The organism is Luteibacter sp. P4_D7_3, assembly GCF_056401735.1.
The window spans coordinates 1-19,164 of record NZ_JBFUIT010000047.1 but is presented as its reverse complement, the minus strand read 5'-3'; the positions used below and the strand labels follow the sequence as shown (position 1 = coordinate 19,164).

Genomic DNA, 19,164 nt, shown 5'->3' with positions numbered 1-19,164 from the left:
TCCGTATTGAGGCGGCTCAGCGTCTCCGAGGGAGCGAGCTCTTCCTCGTAGATCTGGCGCATGCCTTCGTTCTGGAAGTGCATCGCGCCGAGACCGACGGCCGCACCACCAAGAAGCATGAGCGTGAGCAGGCCGAGCACGCCGTAGAGGCGACCGCGAACGGTCAGGGCGGGGACTTTGAACTTCAACTTCTTCATCACGGTTCCAATCGGCAAAGTGCGGCAAGGACTAACCAGGCGTTACGCTCAGGCGACGGCTTTGACATCCGAGGAGGCCAGGGCGGCCTCCAGCATCTGTGCGTCCTGCGGCTGAAGCAGGCGATCGACGTCGAGCAGGAGGACCATGCGCTCGGCGACGGACGTGAGTCCTTTCAGGTATTCGGTATCGACGGTCGTGCCCATGTCGGGCACCGGGCGAACGTCGCCGGGAGCAACCTCGACCACGTCGGAAACGGCATCGACCACGACGCCGAACTGACGGCCGTTGACCATCACGATGACCGTGACGGTGGTGGCCGTGTATTCCTCGCGGGCCAGGCCGAAGCGCAGGCGGAGGTCCAGCACCGGCACGATGGCGCCGCGCAGGTTCAGCACGCCGAGCACGTAGCCGGGCGCCTGCGGAATGCGGGTGACCGGCGTCCAGCCGCGAATCTCGCGGACGGCGAGGATGTCGACACCGTATTCCTCGTTGCCGAGGTTCACGGTGAGGTACTGCGCGGCCTCTTCAGGCGCGGCGGTGGCGGAATTGGCTTGCTGGTTCATGTCGTTCCCACGGCGGATCGGTTCGGCGGTTCGGGACCCCTTCCCTTGGGGTATCGGCCGTCGCGGTGGGTTCTTGAGGGGCAAATGCGCGCTTTGTAGGAGCCGATTCATCGGCGATGGGTGCTCGCGGCACCCTAGCCCGCTGCCGCGGGATCGCCGATGAATCGGCTCCTACAAGAACTGGGTCGCGCGATCAGGCGGCCTTGCGGCGGGCCTGCATGCGGACCAGGCYGGTCACGTCGGCAATGAGCGCCACGGAGCCGTCAGCCAGGATGGTCGCGCCGGAGATGCCGGTCACGCGCCGGTAGTTAGCCTCGAGCGACTTCACGACCGCCTGCTGCTGGCCGATCAGTTCGTCGACGAACAGGCCGATACGGGTGCCCTCGCCTTCCACGACGATCACGATGCCCTCGTCGACCGCACGACGCTGCCCGGCACAGCCGAACACGTCGAACAGGCGAACGATCGGCATCCAGTTGTCCCGGAAGCGGAACAGCTCGCCACCTCCGGCCACGCTGCGCACGGTATCCGGCTTGACCTGCACCGACTCGATGATCGACACGAGCGGCACGATGTAGATTTCGTCGCCCACCGCGGCAGTGAGGCCGTCGATGATGGCGAGCGTCAGCGGCAGGGTGATGGTGAAGGTGGTGCCACTGCCCTGCACGCTGCGGATGGCGACGGTGCCGCCGAGATCCATGACGTTGCGACGGACCACGTCCATGCCGACGCCACGGCCGGAAAGGTCGGTGGTCGCGGCGGCAGTGGAGAAGCCCGCCTCGAAGATCAGGTCGGACACGGCCTCGTCGGACATGCCCTCGCCCGTGGTGATGATGCCGCGCTGGATGGCCTTGGCCACGATGGCTTCGCGGTTGAGCCCCGCGCCGTTGTCGGCCACTTCGACGACGATGCTGCCGCCACGATGGAAAGCCTCGAGGCGCAGGGTGCCGGTGTCGCCCTTGCCTGCGGCGACGCGCTTATCCGGCATTTCCAGGCCATGGTCGATCGCGTTGCGGACCAGATGGACCAGCGGATCGCCGATCTTCTCGAGCACGGTCTTGTCCAGCTCAGTGGTCTCGCCGCGCATGTCGAGCACGACCTTCTTGTCGAGCTTCTGCGCCAGGTCGCGGACCAGGCGCGGGAAGCGGTTGAACACCGTGCTGATCGGCAGCATGCGGATGCTCATGACGCTTTCCTGCAGTTCGCGCGTATGCCGCCCCAACTGGGCCAGGCCATGGCGCAGCATTTCCAGCTGCGACGCATCGACGCCGTCGTTGAACTGGCTGAGCATCGACTGGGTGATGACCAGTTCGCCGACGAGGTTGATCAGGGTGTCGATCTTTTCGATGCCGACGCGGACGGAACTGGATTCGCTGTTCGCAGCGGGATCGCGCACGGCGCGCGGGGYGGCTGCGGCCACGGGAGCGGCGGCCGCGGCGGCGACCTCGGCGACCTCGGCGACCGCTGCGGGCGCAGCGATGCGCGGCGTCACGGTCAGGTCGCAGTCGCCATCGACCCAGTCGAACACGCCTTCGACGACGGCGCGCTTGGCACCGGCGTCGAGGCTGAGCGTCCAGCCAAGGTATGACGACTCGGCGTCCATGTCGGCCAGCGCGGGAAGCTTGCTGGCATCGCAGGTGACCGCGAGCGGGCCCAGGGCCTCGAGTTCGCGGAACATGCGTGCCGGGTCGTTACCGGATTTCAGCAGATAGTCGAACGGACGGAAGGCGATGTCCCAGCCTTCGATCGCTTCGGCAGCCGCAGCAGCCTTGGCAACAGCCACCACCGGTGCGGCCGCATGACCGGAGACCATCGCCGACAACTCGGCCAGCAAGGCCTGGCTTTCCGCCGTGGCGGCCGGCTGCCCGGCCATCGACAGGGAGAGCATGTCGCGCACGGTATCGCCCGAGCGCAGCAGCAACTCCACCACGGCCTTGGCCATCGGACGGCGGCCACTGCGGACCTCGTCCATCAGGTTCTCGGCCACGTGAGTGAAGGCGGCGACGTCCGTGAAACCGAACGTGGCCGCGCCGCCCTTGATCGAGTGGGCGGCGCGGAACACGACGTTGATCAGTTCCGGATCCTCGGCGCCCTCGTCCAGGGCGAGCAGGGCTTGCTCCATGGCGTCGAGGCCATCGAGGCTCTCCTCGTAAAACGCCTTGTGGAATTGCGCCAGATCGACTTTGGACATGGGGAGACCCTGGAATTACCGGAACACTAAAGTGGAAACAGACGCGGCTGGGATCAGCCGAGGACGCGGTTGACCGTAGCCAGCAGCTGGTCCGGATCGAACGGCTTGACCAGCCAGCCGGTCGCACCGGCTGCCTTGCCTTCCATCTTCTTTTCCGGGTTCGACTCGGTGGTGAGCATGAGGATGGGGATACCGCGGTAATCCGCGCGGGTGCGGATCTCGCGCACCATCGTGATGCCGTCCATCACCGGCATGTTCACGTCGGCCAGGATCAGGTCGAACTTGTGCACCGCTGCCGAATCGAGTGCCGCCTGGCCGTTGTCGGCCTCTTCGACATCGTGGCCAGCGCCGCGAAGGGTGAAGGCCACCATGCTGCGCATGGAAGCCGAGTCGTCTACCGCAAGAATCTTAGCCATCGGAGCACCTTCAGTTCACGCCGGCGCGAGCCGGCAGTTCAATCAAAGAGTTAAGGCCGAGCACGGCCACGCCGCGCTGCAGGCTGTCGCTGGCGCCGGTCCAGGTCACGGAAAGCCCGGCCGCACGCGCATCGCGCGAGAACGCGGCGAGCAGCTGCAGGGCCGCCGTATCCACCTGGGCCACCGTCGTGCCGTCGAGTTCGACGGCTTCGCCGGCGGCGAGCGCCTTGAGCAGGGTATCGCGCAGGGCCGGGGCCGCGGCGATGCGCAGGTCCGCGTCGAGCGCCAGGGGCGCCCGCGTTGCGTCTTTGGAGGATTTCTTCGCCATCGTCCGATACCGGTTCGGCCCTGGGCGCGTGTCGCCCGGGGGTTCGTTCGATGGTCTTATCGGCCTTGGGGGGAAAAGCTTTAGGGGGTGGCCTTCGCCGGAATGATCAACATCGCGTCGCCATACGAGAAGAATCGATACCGCTGCAACACCGCGTAGCGATACGACTCGAGGATCGCCTCCTTGCCGGCGAGCGCCGAGACCAGCATCAGCAGGGTCGACTGCGGCAGGTGGAAGTTGGTGATCAGGGCATCGACGCTGGTGATCTTGTAGCCGGGGAAGATGAAGATCTGGGTCTCGCCGGCGAACGGGCGCAGTACGCCCTCGACGGTCGCACTTTCCAGCGCCCTGACCACGGTCGTGCCCACGGCCACGACACGGCCGCCGGCCGCACGCGTCTCACGAATCTTTTCCACCAGGCCGGCGCCGACGTTCAGCCATTCCCGGTGCATCACGTGGTCGCGGACTTCTTCCGCCCGCATCGGCTGGAAGGTGCCTGCGCCGACGTGCAAGGTAACGTAGCCCATCTCGACGCCACGAGCGCGAAGCTTGGCGAGCAGTTCTTCGTCGAAGTGGAGGCCAGCGGTCGGCGCGGCCACCGCGCCGGGCTCACGTGCGAAGACCGTCTGGTAGCGCTCCTTGTCGGCGGCTTCGGCACCGCGTTCGATATACGGCGGCAACGGCATTTCGCCCAGGCGCGAAAGCAGGCGCTCGAGCGGCTCCTGGCTTTCGAAACGCAGCAGGAAGAACTCGCCCTCACGACCCAGCACAGTGATCATGCTGCCGTCGGCCAGCTCGATGCGGCCGCCTTCCTTGGGTTTCTTGCTCACACCCAGCTGGGCGCGGGCCTCGTGCGGGCCGGTGACCCGCTCGATCAGGATCTCGACCGCGCCACCCGATTCCTTGCGGCCGTAAAGGCGCGCAGGAAGAACCCGGGTGTCGTTGAAGATGAGCAGGTCGCCGGGCTGGAGCATCTCCGGCAGCTCGTAGAACTTCCGGTCCTTCTTCGTATGCGCACCGACATCGACCACGAGCAGCCGGCTTCCCGAGCGCCGGGCCAGCGGGGCCTGGGCGATCAGGTCGGGGGGCAGATCGAAGTCGAAATCGGATTTCTTCACGAGAGGGGTGTTCAGGAGGCGGGTTGGGCATTATCGCCCATCCCGGCGCATAGGGCTTGGTAGGAGCCGATTCATCGGCGATGGGTGCTGGCGGAAGCGTGGCCCGCTGGCGCGGGATCGCCGATGAATCGGCTCCTACGGGGCGACGGCGCGCCTGCGGCGTCTGCGGATGACAATGAACGCCAGGCCTGCCACGGCCAGCACGAACACCGCGATTTCCACGGGGAGGTACTTGCGCACGAAGTGCTTGACCGCCCTCACCTGCTCCGCGCGCTTGAGCTTGCGGGCGCCGGCGAAATCGGGCTCTTCACAGTTCCAGCCGAAGCTGTCGGCCCATTCCACGTAGGGCCCCTGCTTCACGTAGCGGGCGTAATAGGCCTGGGCACGGCGCTGCCGTTCATTGATGGGCTTGGAGGCATCACCATCGGCCGCCTCGTTGTAATCCGGTGGCCCCTGCAACATCCAGTTCGTCGCCATGCACAAGGTAGCGGCAAAAGCCTGCGACCGCGGTGGCAGCAGGTCGGCCGCCGAGACGGCCCGGTCCGCGGCGAGATAGCGGTAGTGGAAACGACGGTCCGGCTGGGCCGCACTGTCATTGAAACGCTGGTGCTCGCCAGCGGTGACCAGATCGCCCTTCAGCGTATCGACACTCTGCCCGCTGCCACCCTGATACCCGCCGCCGTTGTCACCGTAATCGGGTCCCTGCTCGAAACCGAGCAGCTCCATGCCGTTCTCGCGTGCGATCTTCGCCGCCGCATAGCGCGCTTCCGCCTTGCCGATATCGGTCCATGCGTGGTCACCGTCGTGAAGGTCGCTGGCGTACTCCTTTGCCTTCGCACGCAGATCGGCATCACCAAAGCGCGGATCCAGACCCGGGGCGAAGTACGCGTACGCGTCCTCGAAGCGACCGGCGCGCATCAACCGACGTGCGAGCAGCCAGCGCAGACGATCCTTGAGCGTCAGCGGTTCGGCCGGGTGATCCTTGTCCGGCTTCACAGTCGGCGTGGACGATGCGGGTACCTGAGCGTCGATGAACGTCTTCAGCTCGTCGACGGTCAGCACGCGCTCGGCGATGTAGTTCATGTCGTTGCCGTAACCGGCGCCTGACTCTTCCAGCTCGCCGTCGTAGACGTTGCCATCGCCGCCCACTGCCGTCGAAGCCTCGTACATGCGCGTCATCGCGTCGACGTATTCGCCGCGGGCCAGGGCCAGCACGCCACGCTCGCCCATCAGGCGGTGCACGCTGTCCGGCTCGAGCGCCGCTTTAGGATCGTCAGCACGAGGAAAGGCCTTTGCGGCCTCGGCGTAGGCACGGGCAGCGCCCTCGCGGTCGCCCTTGCGCAGCGCCAGCTTCGCACGGACCCAACTGGCCAGGGGACCATCCGCCTTCGCGACGAGCTTCTCGGCATCGTCGTAGCGACCGAGCTCATAGGCAAGCGAAGCAAGGCGGTCCGCCGCACTGACCTTATCCGGACCCTTTGCCTGGATCGCATCGACCAGAGCTGTCAACGCGGGCTGCGGCTTGCCATCCGTCGTCTGTGGTGTGACCGAGCTCAACGCATAAGTGACCAGCAAGCGTTGCGATACCGGGCCGTCGATCAGGGCGTCGACCTGGTCCTGGTTAGCGAGTACCGAACTGGCGATGGACGCGAGAGACTGCACCGCATTGCCTGAGCCATGGCCCGCCTGCGCGGCATAGAGGGCGATGGCGTGCTTCAGGTCGGCCGACGAAAGCGACGACGCACAGTCTTCGCCGTTATAGAGGCTCACCCAGACGCAGGGCTTCGCATCCGCATACAGGCTAAGCCGCGCTTCTTCGCCAAAGCTGGCCACGGCCAGCCCCTGCGCGTCGGACGCGCCGGCGAGCACGCGGGCGCGGACCTGCTGGAACGATTTCGCCGCAGCGTCACGCTGCGTCGCGAACCCCGGGGTGCCGGCCGCCTTTGCAGCACGCAAGGCGTGCACCTCGCCAAGCATGTAAGCCGCCCAGGCGCCGCGATGCGTCGCCTGATCCGGTGGCATGGCAAGCACCTGTTCGAAGCTCGCCTGTGCCTTGTCGAGCGCGTCGGCGTCGAAGACCGCGCACGGCGGCTTGCTCAGGGCTTCACCGTACTGACTGTCGGGTGGTCCCGGGCATTCCTGCGTCGCACGCGTCCAGTCCACCGCACCGGCCACGTACGCACGCACGTCGACAGGAAGATCGGCGCCACCCTCGAACGCTTGCGCGCCGGTCGCCGAGGCGCGGAGCACTTTCACACGCTCGGCCTGTTCGGGCGTCAGGTCGGGCTTCGCCTTGGGCCCCTCACCGTAACGCCCCGACTCCATCGCTTCCAGGCCGTCGCTGGCCGGTAGTAGCTGCTGGGCTTCGAAGGCGAACGTGTTCTGTGGCACGGCCTTCAGGGTGGCGTCGCGATCGTCCAGCATCTGCGTCGGGAAATCCGGGCCACAGGCCCAGGCGACCGCGCCGACGACGGCGACCGCGAAACCGATCGCGAACGTCTTCTTCCTCATGAAACGGGCGTTCCTTGTGCGGGTGTCGGTGAAAGAGTAAGCGGCGTGCCCGGCTTGCAGCGGGCCCAGCCGATCGATCGGCGGGTATGCGCGGGAATCTGGCGCGCGCCTTCGGCGATGAGTTCGAACGAAGCACCGGCCCGCTGCAGGCGATAGCCATCGATACCGTCGGCCAGTTCGCATGAGGCCGGCAGCGCGACACGTGGCGGTGGCGCCGCATCGGTCGCGCCTCGATTTTCAAGCATGACATCCGACGGAGCGTCGGCTGCCCTGCCCGGCTGCAACGTGATCAGAAGGGGAGGCGTGTCGAGTTGCSCCCTGACGACGCCACGCCAGGTCGCAAGGCTCCAGGCGCGCGTATCGTCGGCCGTGGGGAGGCGAAACCACACGACCCCGGCGAGACCGCGTGGGCGATCCTTCGACAGCTGCTCCACGAAGGCCATCAAGGTGTCCGGCGCCGCATACAGTTCGGAAGACGTCGCACCTGCCGCCAGGGCGCTCTGTTCGCTTTCGACAGCGAGCAGGCTACCGTCTTCATTCCAGCTCACGCGCGAACCGTACGTCGGCAACGCCACACGAAACGGCTTGCACGTATGCGCGGCGAACTCATCGATCCAACGGTTCGCGACCAGGGGATCGAACAAGCCGGCCTGGGGCGCCTGCACGGCATGCACCTGCAGCACGGACTCGTCGGGCACGGCCAGCAACGCGTCGAGATCGCGCGAGCCCAGCCACGTCGGCAAGGCCGTGATCGAGAGGGGCAGTGAACCCAGGCGCGACCGCAATGACGTGAGGAAGGCGGTATACGCCGGCAAGCGCGCGGTCGGGCAGTCGTAGTCGATTTCGATGCCTGCGATAAGGGCGGCAGGCCACGCCGCCCTGAGTGCCGCGATGCGGTCGGAGAGCACGGCCGCATCGAAGGCCGCCAGCCTCCCGTCGATCCGCACCACCAGGACGACAGACCGACCGCTCCGGGCCAGCGCTTCCCTGTCCGGTGCGAACGTGTGAAAGGCCCCGTTGCGATCGGCCTGGGCAACCAGCACCCGCCAGTCGCGGACGAGGTCCGATGAACTCGCCATTGCGTCGCGCAGAGCGGGCGTCCACTGCCGCTGCCATACATAGGCATCGTGGGCCAGCGGTGCGGACGTGCGATCGCACGCGGCAACGAGCATCGCCGCGATCGTAACGATTGCCAGAGTCCGCAGCATGTACGCCAAGTCCGATGGCTCCCCGACGCGCACCGGAAGCGGTGCGCTACCGGTCCATTGTAGCGGTCAGAGCCAGCCCTTCTGGCGTGCGAGTCGATACGCTTCGATGCGGTTGGCGGCGCCGAGTTTGCCGATGGCCTCGGAAAGATAGTTGCGCACCGTGCCATGGGAGAGATTCAGCTGCGTGCCGATGTCACTGGCCGACTGCCCTTCCCCGGCCAGCCGCAAGACCTGCCGCTCACGGTCGTTCAGGGGATCCGCTTCGGACCACGCCTCCAGCGCCAGTTGCGGATCGATGGCGCGCCCGCCGCGGTGGACCATGCGCAGGGCCTCAGCGAGGTTCTCGGCCGGGGCGTCCTTGAGCAGGTAGCCGCTGACACCGGCATCCAGCGCGCGACGAAGAAAGCCCGGCCGGGCGAACGTCGTCACGATGATCACCTTCATCGGCAACTCGTGGCGATGGATGCGCTGGGCGATTTCCAGACCGGTCAGGCCGGGCATCTCGATATCGGTCACGAGCACGTCGGGTTTGAGCCGCTGCAGCTCACGCCATGCGCTTTCCCCATCGGCCGCCGAACCGAGGACCTCGATGTCCGATTCGAGACTGAGCAGGGCCGTCAGGGCACCGCGCACCATGGCCTGATCTTCGGCGAGGAAGACGCGGATCATGCCGGGCTCCCCTGCAGCGCCGGCGGCACCGCCAGGCCGATCTCGAGCACGGTGCCCTGCTTCGCCGGGGAGTCGATAGCCAGCCGGCCGCCGACCTGCCGCACGCGCTCGCGCATGCCGGAAACCCCATTGCCGTGCGCGGCGAGTCCGCCACAACCGTTGTCCGTGATGCGCATGGAAAAATCCTGTCCGTTACGGGTAATGACCACGCGCGCTTCGGTCGCGCGCGAGTGTCGATAAATGTTGGTGATCGCTTCACGTAGAACGAGCGAGAGTGCCGCTTCGGCGGGTTCGGGCAAAGCCAGACGCTCTGGCATGGTCACGTGCAGCGCGATACCCGAGGCCTCGAGCATCAGGCGTGCCGAAACCAGCTCACTGCCGAGATCGCCGGCACGCATGCCGGTCACGGCACTGCGGACTTCGGTCAACGTGTGACGGGCAACGCGCTCGACTTCTTCCATTTCCTGCTGCGCACGGGCGGGATCGACCAGCGCCAGGCGCTTGGCCAGCTCGGACTTCAGGGTGATAAGCGAGAGTGTGTGGCCGAGCAGATCGTGCAGGTCGCGACCGATGCGTTCGCGCTCGGCCAGTGTGGCCAGCCGACGCACTTCGACCTGCGACAGACGCAGCTCGGCGTCACGACGTGCGCCACGCACGTAGAGAAAGTTGCTGAAGCCGGCTGCCAGGCCCGCACCGAAGACGATCGCTACATGGATAAACGGCACGCCGAAGGCATACACCCAGGCCAGCGTGACCAGCGTTGCCAGCCCTACACCCATGAGCCAGTAACGCGCTTGCGGCGCATACGCCAGGAGGGTGACGCCGATGATCACATAGCCCAGCGATATGGGATTGACCGGCCAGAGGATAAAGCCCATCACGACGATCGTGACGGCGTGGAACGGCAAACGCCGCAGCGGCGCAATGTAGACGCCGATGTAGCAGACAAGGTAGACGAGGATCGAAAGCAGTGTCGGTCCGAACCAGCCCCAGTCGAACGCCTTCAGCGCGAGCGGCCCCTGGATCAACGCGACCAGCCAGAACACCTGCAGCCCGGCCTGCCAGCGCAGGTAGGTCGGCGAGCGCAGCGTGCCGAGCAGGGAATCCGGGTGGACGGTGGGAAGTCGCATCACGACGTCGGCCGCGGCTCGAGACCGAGGTTATCGGGTTCCGTCATCGGCGCGAGACGCCGATCCGCTGCGGTCAGCGGCACGGCGATCCGCACCCGGGTTCCTTTGCCGCGCTCGGATTCGAAGGCCAGGGTGCCGCCCAGCGCACGAACACGCTCACGCATGCCGCATATGCCGTTGCCCTCTTCGCTCACCCCGCCAGTGCCGTTATCGGCGACACACAAAGTAAGGACACCCCCGGTAACGTCGACGCGCGCTTCCGCGAACGAGGCGCGCGCATGGCGGTGAATGTTGGTGACCGCTTCACGCAGAACCAGCGCAAGGCCGGCCTCCAGCCGTTCGGGAAGCTGGGGCAATTCGCTGACGTAGTCGAAGTGCACCATCGAGGCATTGAGCAGCAGGCGAGCGGAAGCGAGCTCGGCGGCAAGACCCGTGGCACGAATGCCGGTAACCGCCGAACGGACTTCGGCGAGCGCATGACGGGCGACTGCCTCGGCTTCTTCCATCTCGCGACGTGCGGCGTCCGTGTCGCGGTCGATCAGGCGCCGCGACAGCTCCAGCTTGAGCGTGATCAGGGACAGTGTGTGGCCCAACAGATCATGCAGGTCGCGCCCGATGCGCTCACGTTCGGCCATCGCGGCGAGGCGCCGAACCTCGTCGTGGGAGAGCTTGAGTTCGGCGTCACGTTGCGCGTTGACCCGGTAGATGATGTTGATCGAACCGACGGAAATCGCAATGAAGCTCAGCGTCGCCAGGATACTCAGCGGCCAGCTGTAGATGTACGTGCCGACCAGTGCGAAACCGCCGATGATGCCGGCCATCCCGAGATAGGAACGTTTGGGCGAGCCCTCGAAGCCCATCATCGCGCATGCGTAGATCACCAGGCACCCGCCGCCGCTGGCGTTGATGCCCATCAAGGCGTACGCGAGCAGGGCGACCGCGACAGCGAACCAGGAGGCCTGACGCAAGGGCCGGATGTAACTGAGCGCATACAGCCCGAGGAAGGCCGGAAAGGCAATGAGCGTGGCCAGCCACCAGTGGGGGTTGAGCTTCTCGGCGAAGACCAGATCGCCGAAGACATAGACCGTCCAGACCAGATGAAACATGCTCGCGGCGCGCAACCGCGGTTTCCCCTGGAAGCGGTTCCACAGCGAATCCGGTGTCGGCTGAAACCACGAGCGGGCCATACGTGCATCCGAGGAAAGGCGTGCGTTCATGCTACTTCAACCGTAGCGGCGCAGGCGGCGCGCGGCGACCAGGAGGAAGGCACCCGTAAAGCCGAGCAGGACGAGCACGTGGAGCAGGACGTTGCCCTGGCCGAGCCCGACGACCGACAACGCCAGCTGGTCGAGGTGGTACGCAGGCCAGATCGGGGCGATCGACTGAATGAAGGACGGCATGATCGACAACGGAAACCACAGCCCGGACAGGAAGGCCATCGGCAGGTAGACCAGGTTGACCACGCCGGGAGCGCCCTGCCCCTTCACCAGGGTGCCAATCAGCAGGCCAAGCGCACTGAATGGCAGCACGCCGAGCACTTCCAGTACGAAGAATGCTGTCAGTCGCGATGCCGGCAGCGAGACGCCCGCCAGGAACACCGCCATGCACAGCAGGATGATCGACACGACCGCGGCGACGAGCATGGCCATGCACATCTTGCCGAGGAGGTACGCGCCCGGCGGCATCGGCATCGCTCGTTTGAGCGTGAGCAGACCGGTATCGCGCTCCAGCGCCAGCGATACGCCAAAACCGAACAGGCCCGGTGCCATCACACCGAACGTGCCATACGACGCAAGCAGATAACGCGGTGCGTCCGCGCTATTCGAATGCGCGAGGAAGATCCCGAACATGAGGTAGAAGACGGACGGGAACAGCAGCGTCGGCAGGAGGAAGCCAGGATTGCGCAGGTAGCGCAGACATTCCGACTTCGCTTCCTGTACATAGGCGTTGATCACCCGCCCCGTGGTCATCACCGGTGTGGCGATGCTGTCGATGGTGTTCATGCGGCCTCCTGCGAACGATCGGTCGTCTCGGATTCACGGGTGATTTCGGTGAAGGCCTCGGCCAGGCCGGCGCGCTGCACTTCGAGTTCGGTCAGGTTGGCGTCGCTGTCGAGCAGGCGACGGACCACGGTCTCTGCTTCGGCGGTGGCGATGGCCAGACGGTCGTGCACGTGTTCGGCGGAGATCACTTCCGGCCACGCCGCGACCGTAGCGGCAGCGATCGAGGTGATGCAACGAATGCGGCGCACCGCGACATGCGCACGCAACGCATCCACCGTGCCTTCGGAGACGACACGCCCCTTGGCGATCACGCAGACGCGATCGGCCAGGGCTTCGGCTTCTTCGAGGTAGTGCGTGGTGAGCACGACGGCACAACCCTCGGAGACCGCCTTGCGGATTGCCGCCCACAGGGCCTGACGCGCGACGATGTCCATGCCGACCGTGGGTTCGTCGAGAAAGAGAATCTCCGGCCGCCCCGCGAGCGCCATGGCGAACTGCACGCGGCGCTGCTGGCCGCCGGACAGGGCGGCATACCGGCGCCCCAGGAGATCGTCGACACCAGCCAGGGCGGCACACTCGGCCACCGACCGGGGTGCGGGGTAGTAGCTGGCCGTGAGACTGATCAGCTCGCCGACCTTCAGGGTTGGCGGCAAGGCAGCGGACTGCAGCATGACGCCGATGCGCCGACGCGCATCGATGTCCTGCGGATCGCGCCCGAACAGGCTGACGCTGCCGGTGTCCGCCCTGTGCAAACCGAGCAGCAGGCCGATACTGGTGCTCTTGCCAGCGCCGTTGGGGCCCAACAGCGCAAGCAGCTCACCGCGGTGAATTTCCAGGTTGATACCGTCCAGTGCGACGATGGCGCCGTAGCGCTTGCCGACCCGGTCCAGACGCGCAATGCAGGTGTCGTTGTTCATGATGTCCTCCCTTGCGTCGCAACATATTCGGTCGCAACCCCTTGGCGGCAGTCGCTTGCGTCATTGTGCGGATGTGACAAGCGTCACCCGGGGGTTACGCCGCCAAAATCCGCGTGATATGCTGAGGAAATAATCCCTTTACATATAGACACTTAGCGGCGTCTTAAGGGATCGATTCGAACCAGTGCCGCGTCATTCGAAGTGAGGAGTGGGTTATGGACGTCATCGGTCTTCTGCGCGAGTTGCGCAACTTTGGCGGTACGCCGCGTACGCAAGGCCTGGCTGACGCCACGGTGGAGCGCTTCGCAGGCATCGACCCCTCGCTGGTGCAGGCCATCGAAGAAGCCGCCGCTTATCACCAGGCGCTCCGCGCCGAGATGGGCGACTTCCTGCGCATGGACGAGGCCGCGCAGATCGACCACCTGCAGTGCGGCCTGGTGAACTTCTACCCGGACGACGGCGTGAACCCGTACGTTCCGGCCGCCGCGCGCGGTCCGTGGGTCGTCACGCTGAAGGGCGCCGTGATCCACGACAACGGCGGCTACGGCATGCTCGGTTTCGGTCACAACCCCCAGCACATCATCGATGCGATGGCGCGCCCGCAGGTCATGGCGAACGTCATGACAGCGAACGTCTCGCAGCTACGCCTGTGCGACGCGCTGAACAAGGAGCTCGGTCGCAACCGTGGCGGTAGCCCCTACTCGCACTTCCTTTGCCTGAATTCGGGCTCGGAATCGGTGACGCTTGCCGGCCGCATTGCGGACGTCAACGCGCGTGTGATGACCGACCCGGGTGCGCGGCATGCTGGCCGTACCATCAAGCGCCTTGCGGTGAAGGGTGCGTTCCATGGCCGCACCGAACGTCCGGCGATCTACTCCGATTCGTCGCGTCGCAATTATCAGCAGCACCTGGCCAGCTTCCGCAACGAAGACACGCTGATCACCGTCGAGCCTTACAACGTGGCCTCGCTGAAGGCCGCGTTCGCCGAGGCCGACCGCCAGGGCTGGTTCATCGAGGCGATGTTCCTCGAGCCGGTCATGGGCGAAGGCGATCCGGGCCGTGCGCTCACGCCGGAGTTCTACGCCGCCGCGCGCGAACTGACGCGCGAGCACGGCACCCTGCTCCTGGTCGATTCGATCCAGGCCGGCCTGCGTGCGCACGGCGTGCTGTCCATCATCGACTACCCGGGCTTCGAATCCCTGGAAGCGCCGGACATGGAGACCTTCTCCAAGGCGCTCAACGCCGGCCAGTACCCGCTCTCCGTGCTTGCGGTGACCGACCGCGTCGCCGGCCTGTATCGCAAGGGCATCTACGGCAACACGATGACCGCGAACCCGCGCGCCCTCGATGTCGCCGTCGCGACGCTCGCGGAGCTGACCGACGAGGTCCGCGCGAACATCCGCGACCGCGGCCAGGAATTCCTGCAGAAGCTGGAAGGCCTCAAGAGCGAACTCGGCGGCATGATCACCAWGGTCCAGGGCACCGGACTGCTGTTCTCCTGCGAGCTGGCAGCGGACTACAAGTGCTACGGCGAAGGCTCGACCGAGGAATACATGCGTGAGCGCGGCGTCGGCGTGATCCATGGCGGTGCCAACTCGCTGCGCTTCACGCCGCACTTCCGGGTGACCAGTGCCGAGGTGGACCTCATCGTCGAGGAAATCCGGCATGCGCTGAAGGAAGGCCCGCGTCGGTCGGCGTCGTCGACAAAGGCGGCCTGAGGCCGACGCACTGCTCTATCTGGATCGCTCCATCTGGGAGCCGCTTCAGCGGCGAAGGGTGCTCGCGAAAGCATCGCCGATGAATCGGCTCCCACAAAGAGCCTGCCCCACCCGCCAGGCCTGCTGAATCCCCTTTTGTAAGGGATGACCGTGAGGGGTAAGCTCAGGCACGCCGGATTCGCCCGGCGTCACGTAGGGGTTTGCCATGTGTATGCAGCTTCGTGTCCTTGCCGTTGCTTCCCTGCTCGCCKTTTCCGCCGGTGCGATGGCCGCCCCACAGGCAGCCGCCAAGAAAGAACTGACGCCGCAGCAACAGCGCATGTCGACATGCAATACACAGGCGACAGGCAAGAAGGGCGATGACCGCAAGACGTTCATGAGCAGCTGCCTGAAGGGCGACGCCCCGGCGCCGGCCAAGATGACCCAGCAGCAGAAGATGACGTCCTGCAACAAGGACGCTTCGGCCAAGAGCCTGAAGGGCGACGAGCGCAAGACCTTCATGAGCACCTGCCTGAAGGGCTAAAAAATCTGTAGGAGCCGATTCATCGGCGATGGGGACTCGCGTCAACCTTGCCGCCGCAACCTTGCCCGCTGCCGCGGGATCGCCGATGAATCGGCTCCTACAAGTGTCCCTGCCCTGACCCCAGGGGTTCCGGCCATCTGGCTGGAAGGCTCTCGCATGCGACAATCGCGGCATCCTTGCCATCGACCGCATGCCCATGAAAATCGTCGAAGTCCGCCACCCCCTCATCCAGCACAAACTCGGCCTGATGCGCCGTGCCGGCATCAGCACGAAGGAGTTCCGCGAACTCGCTTCGGAAGTCGCAGCGCTGCTCACGTACGAGGCGACGGCCGACATGGAAACCGAGTGCAAGATGATCGAGGGCTGGGCGGGCCCGGTCGAAGTCACGCACATCAAGGGCAAGAAGGTCACCATCGTGCCGATTCTGCGTGCCGGTCTGGGCATGCTCAGCGGCGTGCTGGAAATGATTCCCGCCGCCAAGGTGAGCGTCGTCGGCCTGCAGCGTGACGAAGAGACGCTCGAGCCGGTCGCCTATTACGAGAAGCTCAGTGGCGGCATGGACGAGCGCACGGCGATCATCGTCGATCCCATGCTGGCCACCGCGGGTACCCTGGTCGCCACCGTCGACATGCTCAAGGCGGCCGGCGCGAAGAAGATCAAGGGCCTTTTCCTGGTGGCCGCGCCCGAGGGTCTGAAGCGCATCGAAGCCGCCCACCCGGATATCGAGATCTACGTCGCCTGTATCGACGATCATCTCAACGAGCTCGGCTACATCCTCCCCGGCCTGGGCGACGCCGGCGACAAGATCTTCGGGACCAAGCAGAAACCTTCCTGAGTCGTCGGGTGCGTCACATCCCCCTGTCATAAATTCGCGGCACACTTCGCCGGCGGATCCGCAGGGGGAACGCCACGCAGGGGTTGCGGGGTGCTTCGGGTCGCGTACATCTCAACGACTCGAGGGGATATTCGAATGCGTTTGACCACGACACGGCGCGCCACATGGGCGGCGCTGGCAGGCCTTATGGCCATTCTTCCGCTGCAAGCCGCGGACCTTACGATCACCCAGTTCCGCGTTCGCGGACCCGCCGGGGGCAACGACGAGTTCGTCGAGGTGCAGAACACCGGCACCGCGGCACTGGACGTTTCCGGCTACAAACTCAACGCGTCCAACTCGGCCGGGACGACCGGCACACGCTTCACGTTCCCGGCGGGCACGTCGGTTGCCCCGGGCTGTTTCCTGCTGCTCGCGAACACGGCAGCTTCCGGTTACTCCGGCAGCGTCACGCCCGACCTGAAGTATTCGACAGGCGTCACGGACGATGGTGGCCTCGCCCTGCTCAATGGCTCGGGCACGGTGATCGACCAGGTGGGCCTGAGCACCGGTTCGGCGTACAAGCTGGGCACGCCGCTTGCCACGCTCGGCAGCAGCAATACGGACCAGGGTTATGGCCGCAAGACGAACCCTGCAGGCGTCCCGCAGTCCAGTGGCGACAACTCGGCGGACTGGATCAAGGTTGCACCGACGGCGCCGCGCGCCAGCACGTCGCCCTGCGTCGCTCAGGGGCCGAGCCTTTCCGTCGCCGATGCCACGGTGAGCCTGCGCAATGGCGACGACGTCACGATGCCGTTCACCGTGACGCTCAGCCAGCCGGTGACCACCGACGTGAGCGTGCACGCTGCAACGGCGGACGACACCGCCACGGTCGCCGCCGGTGACTACGACGCCGTCGATACCACACTGACGATTCCGACCGGCAGCAACAGCGCCACACTCAACGTCACGGTGCACGGCGCAAAGGCCGCCGGTCCCGACAAGACGTTCCGCGTCAACCTGAGCGACGCGACAGGCGATGTCACCATTGCGAAAAGCGCAGCGGTGGGCGCGATCCTCAATGAAATCCCGGTCGCGGCGGAAATCTGGCAGGTCACCGGCACGGGCCAGGTCTCGCCACTGGTCGGCAAACGTGTCGCCACGCACGCGAACATCGTCACGGCGGTCGGCCCCGCCGGCTTCACCATGCAGACGCCGGACAATCGCGCCGATACCGACCCGCTCACCTCGAATGGCATCTACGTGTTCACCAGCACGGCGCCGAAAGTCAAGTCGGGCGACGTGGTCGATGTCGAAGCCACGGTGGACAACTACTTCAACCTGCCCGAGCTGAAAAACGCCACGATCACCACGAGCATGCACGGCGCGCACCTGCCGAAGGCTGTGGCGTTCGGTAATAGCATTCCGTCGACGGATCCGAATGCGCTTTCCTGCGGCACGACGAACTACCAGTGCTACGTCGGCATGCGCGTCGTGATCGACAATGGCATGATCACGACCGGTAACCTGCGTTTCAGCAACGAACCCTTTGCCGAGGTGTACATCACCGCGAACGGCACACGCTCGCTGCGCAAGCCGGGCGTGCGTTACACCGTGCCGGTGCCTGCGGGTGTGAACCTGCCCAACTGGTCGGGTAACCCCGAAGTGTTCAAGATGAACACGGCCGACTTCGGTGCAGTGGCGGCAAACACCCCGTTCAACGCAGGCACGACCTTCAAGGCCGAAGGCGTGATGTCCTACGCCTTCGGCATGTACACCTTCATCCCGACGAAGATCACGATCAAGAAGGCCGCTACGCTGCCGCGCGCGGTCGATTCGCGTCCCTTCTATGCAACACGCGTGGGCGCGTTCAACATGGAGCGCTTCTGCGACTCGGACTTCAATACGACCTTCACCTGCAGCGGCGGCGACACCGAGCCGACGCCGGCCCAGGTCGCGTTGAAGACGCAACGACTCTCGGCGTACATCGGTAGCGTACTCAAGCTGCCGGACATCCTCTCGGTCGAGGAAGTGAAGAGCCTGGCCGTCCTGCAGGGTCTGGCAAAGCAGCTGGGTGACGACTACCCGGCGCAGTACGAAGCCATCCTCCAGCCGGGCCACGATCCGAGTGGCATCAACGTCGGCTTCCTCGTCCGTACGGACCGGGTGCGTGTGCTCGACGTGCGTCAGCTGGGTGCGGACGAAACCTGGGACGACGAAGGTTCCGTCTCGTTCCTGCACGACCATCCGCCGCTGCTGCTGACCGCCGAGGTGCCGTCGATCATCGGCCGCATGCGTGTCAACGTGATCGCCGTCCATCCGAAGGCCCGCCAGAACGTGGACAAGACCGGCGACGCCGCCGATCGCGACCGCGAGAAGCGCTTCCTCCAGGCCAAATCCCTCGCCACCCAGGTGCAGGCGATCCAGACCGACCGGAAGAACCTGCTTGCACCGCTGCTGGTGGTGGGCGACTTCAACTCCTACCAGTTCAGCGATGGCTTCACCGACGTGGTTGGCCTGATCGCCGGCCGCTATGACGACAGCCAGAACCTGTTGAAGCTGGGCAAGAACCTGGTCAAGCCGACGCTGTGGAATGCCGTGGATTCGGTGCCGGAACAGGATCGCTACTCGTTCCTGTTCACCGAGAACTTCGGCAACATCCAGGGCCAGGCTCCGCGCCAGGTACCGACGCACCAGGTACTCGACAACGCGCTGCTGAATACCGTGGCGCGCGGCCTGTTCCTGAAGATGCAGTACGGCCGCGGCAACCTCGACGCACCGGTGCAGACGCTGGACGATTCGGCCACGGCTACCGATGCAAAGAAGGCGATGGGTTCGTCCGACCACGATGGTTTCGTGG

General features: G+C 65.6%; 17 protein-coding genes. 4 read left to right on the top strand and 13 right to left on the bottom strand.

Features of this window, described 5'->3' with window-relative positions; all coding sequences use genetic code 11:
• From AC1DSN_RS07145 to AC1DSN_RS07085, 13 genes are all read right to left on the bottom strand, one after another.
• A partial coding sequence (locus tag AC1DSN_RS07145) for a Tar ligand binding domain-containing protein (RefSeq protein WP_477330089.1) occupies nucleotides 1-197 on the bottom strand: 197 nt, incomplete at its 3' end.
• Between the two features lie 48 nt (nucleotides 198-245).
• On the bottom strand, nucleotides 246-761 hold the full coding sequence (locus tag AC1DSN_RS07140) for a chemotaxis protein CheW (protein WP_213947893.1): 516 nt from the start codon (nucleotides 759-761) through the stop codon (nucleotides 246-248).
• Between the two features lie 193 nt (nucleotides 762-954).
• On the bottom strand, nucleotides 955-2,952 hold the full coding sequence (locus tag AC1DSN_RS07135; protein ID WP_477330087.1) for a chemotaxis protein CheA: 1,998 nt from the start codon (nucleotides 2,950-2,952) through the stop codon (nucleotides 955-957).
• Between the two features lie 53 nt (nucleotides 2,953-3,005).
• Nucleotides 3,006-3,368: a response regulator gene (locus AC1DSN_RS07130; protein WP_046968490.1), complete on the bottom strand. Its 363-nt coding sequence runs from the start codon at nucleotides 3,366-3,368 to the stop codon at nucleotides 3,006-3,008.
• A gap of 10 nt (nucleotides 3,369-3,378) precedes the next feature.
• A complete protein-coding gene (locus AC1DSN_RS07125; RefSeq protein ID WP_063572481.1) occupies nucleotides 3,379-3,696 on the bottom strand; it encodes an STAS domain-containing protein in 318 nt (105 codons plus the stop codon).
• Nucleotides 3,697-3,776: 80 nt separating this feature from the next.
• Nucleotides 3,777-4,814, bottom strand: coding sequence for a tRNA preQ1(34) S-adenosylmethionine ribosyltransferase-isomerase QueA (gene queA, locus AC1DSN_RS07120; protein ID WP_213947891.1), 1,038 nt, complete (start codon nucleotides 4,812-4,814; stop codon nucleotides 3,777-3,779).
• A gap of 135 nt (nucleotides 4,815-4,949) precedes the next feature.
• The gene (locus AC1DSN_RS07115) at nucleotides 4,950-7,325 is read right to left on the bottom strand and encodes a hypothetical protein (RefSeq protein WP_477295045.1); all 2,376 of its coding nucleotides are present in this window, start codon (nucleotides 7,323-7,325) and stop codon (nucleotides 4,950-4,952) included.
• Nucleotides 7,322-8,533 (bottom strand): DUF3142 domain-containing protein, encoded by a 1,212-nt coding sequence (locus AC1DSN_RS07110; RefSeq protein WP_477330084.1) that lies wholly within the window; start codon nucleotides 8,531-8,533, stop codon nucleotides 7,322-7,324. Before AC1DSN_RS07110 ends, AC1DSN_RS07115 begins: the two co-directional genes overlap by 4 nt.
• A 66-nt stretch (nucleotides 8,534-8,599) precedes the next feature.
• On the bottom strand, nucleotides 8,600-9,202 hold the full coding sequence (locus AC1DSN_RS07105) for a response regulator transcription factor (RefSeq protein ID WP_213947888.1): 603 nt from the start codon (nucleotides 9,200-9,202) through the stop codon (nucleotides 8,600-8,602).
• On the bottom strand, nucleotides 9,199-10,332 hold the full coding sequence (locus tag AC1DSN_RS07100; RefSeq protein ID WP_477330082.1) for a sensor histidine kinase: 1,134 nt from the start codon (nucleotides 10,330-10,332) through the stop codon (nucleotides 9,199-9,201). The genes AC1DSN_RS07105 and AC1DSN_RS07100 overlap by 4 nt, the downstream gene beginning before the upstream one ends.
• Nucleotides 10,332-11,549 (bottom strand): sensor histidine kinase, encoded by a 1,218-nt coding sequence (locus AC1DSN_RS07095; RefSeq protein WP_063573167.1) that lies wholly within the window; start codon nucleotides 11,547-11,549, stop codon nucleotides 10,332-10,334. The genes AC1DSN_RS07100 and AC1DSN_RS07095 overlap by 1 nt, the downstream gene beginning before the upstream one ends.
• Nucleotides 11,550-11,555: 6 nt before the next feature.
• On the bottom strand, nucleotides 11,556-12,335 hold the full coding sequence (locus AC1DSN_RS07090; RefSeq protein WP_477297600.1) for an ABC transporter permease: 780 nt from the start codon (nucleotides 12,333-12,335) through the stop codon (nucleotides 11,556-11,558).
• Nucleotides 12,332-13,252, bottom strand: a complete 921-nt coding sequence (locus AC1DSN_RS07085; protein WP_477330080.1) for an ABC transporter ATP-binding protein — start codon at nucleotides 13,250-13,252, stop codon at nucleotides 12,332-12,334. The genes AC1DSN_RS07090 and AC1DSN_RS07085 overlap by 4 nt, the downstream gene beginning before the upstream one ends.
• A 215-nt stretch (nucleotides 13,253-13,467) precedes the next feature.
• On the opposite strand from AC1DSN_RS07085, the gene AC1DSN_RS07080 reads away from it, so the two are divergent.
• The 4 genes from AC1DSN_RS07080 to AC1DSN_RS07065 form a co-directional block, all read left to right on the top strand.
• Nucleotides 13,468-14,970 (top strand): aminotransferase class III-fold pyridoxal phosphate-dependent enzyme, encoded by a 1,503-nt coding sequence (locus tag AC1DSN_RS07080; protein ID WP_477330078.1) that lies wholly within the window; start codon nucleotides 13,468-13,470, stop codon nucleotides 14,968-14,970.
• Nucleotides 14,971-15,175: 205 nt separating this feature from the next.
• A complete protein-coding gene (locus tag AC1DSN_RS07075; protein ID WP_477330076.1) occupies nucleotides 15,176-15,493 on the top strand; it encodes a PsiF family protein in 318 nt (105 codons plus the stop codon).
• Nucleotides 15,494-15,689: 196 nt separating this feature from the next.
• Complete coding sequence (gene upp, locus AC1DSN_RS07070; protein ID WP_063570728.1) at nucleotides 15,690-16,328, top strand: uracil phosphoribosyltransferase; 639 nt, start codon at nucleotides 15,690-15,692, stop codon at nucleotides 16,326-16,328.
• Nucleotides 16,329-16,463: 135 nt separating this feature from the next.
• On the top strand, nucleotides 16,464-19,164 hold a 2,701-nt coding region (locus AC1DSN_RS07065; protein WP_477330074.1), incomplete at its 3' end, for a lamin tail domain-containing protein.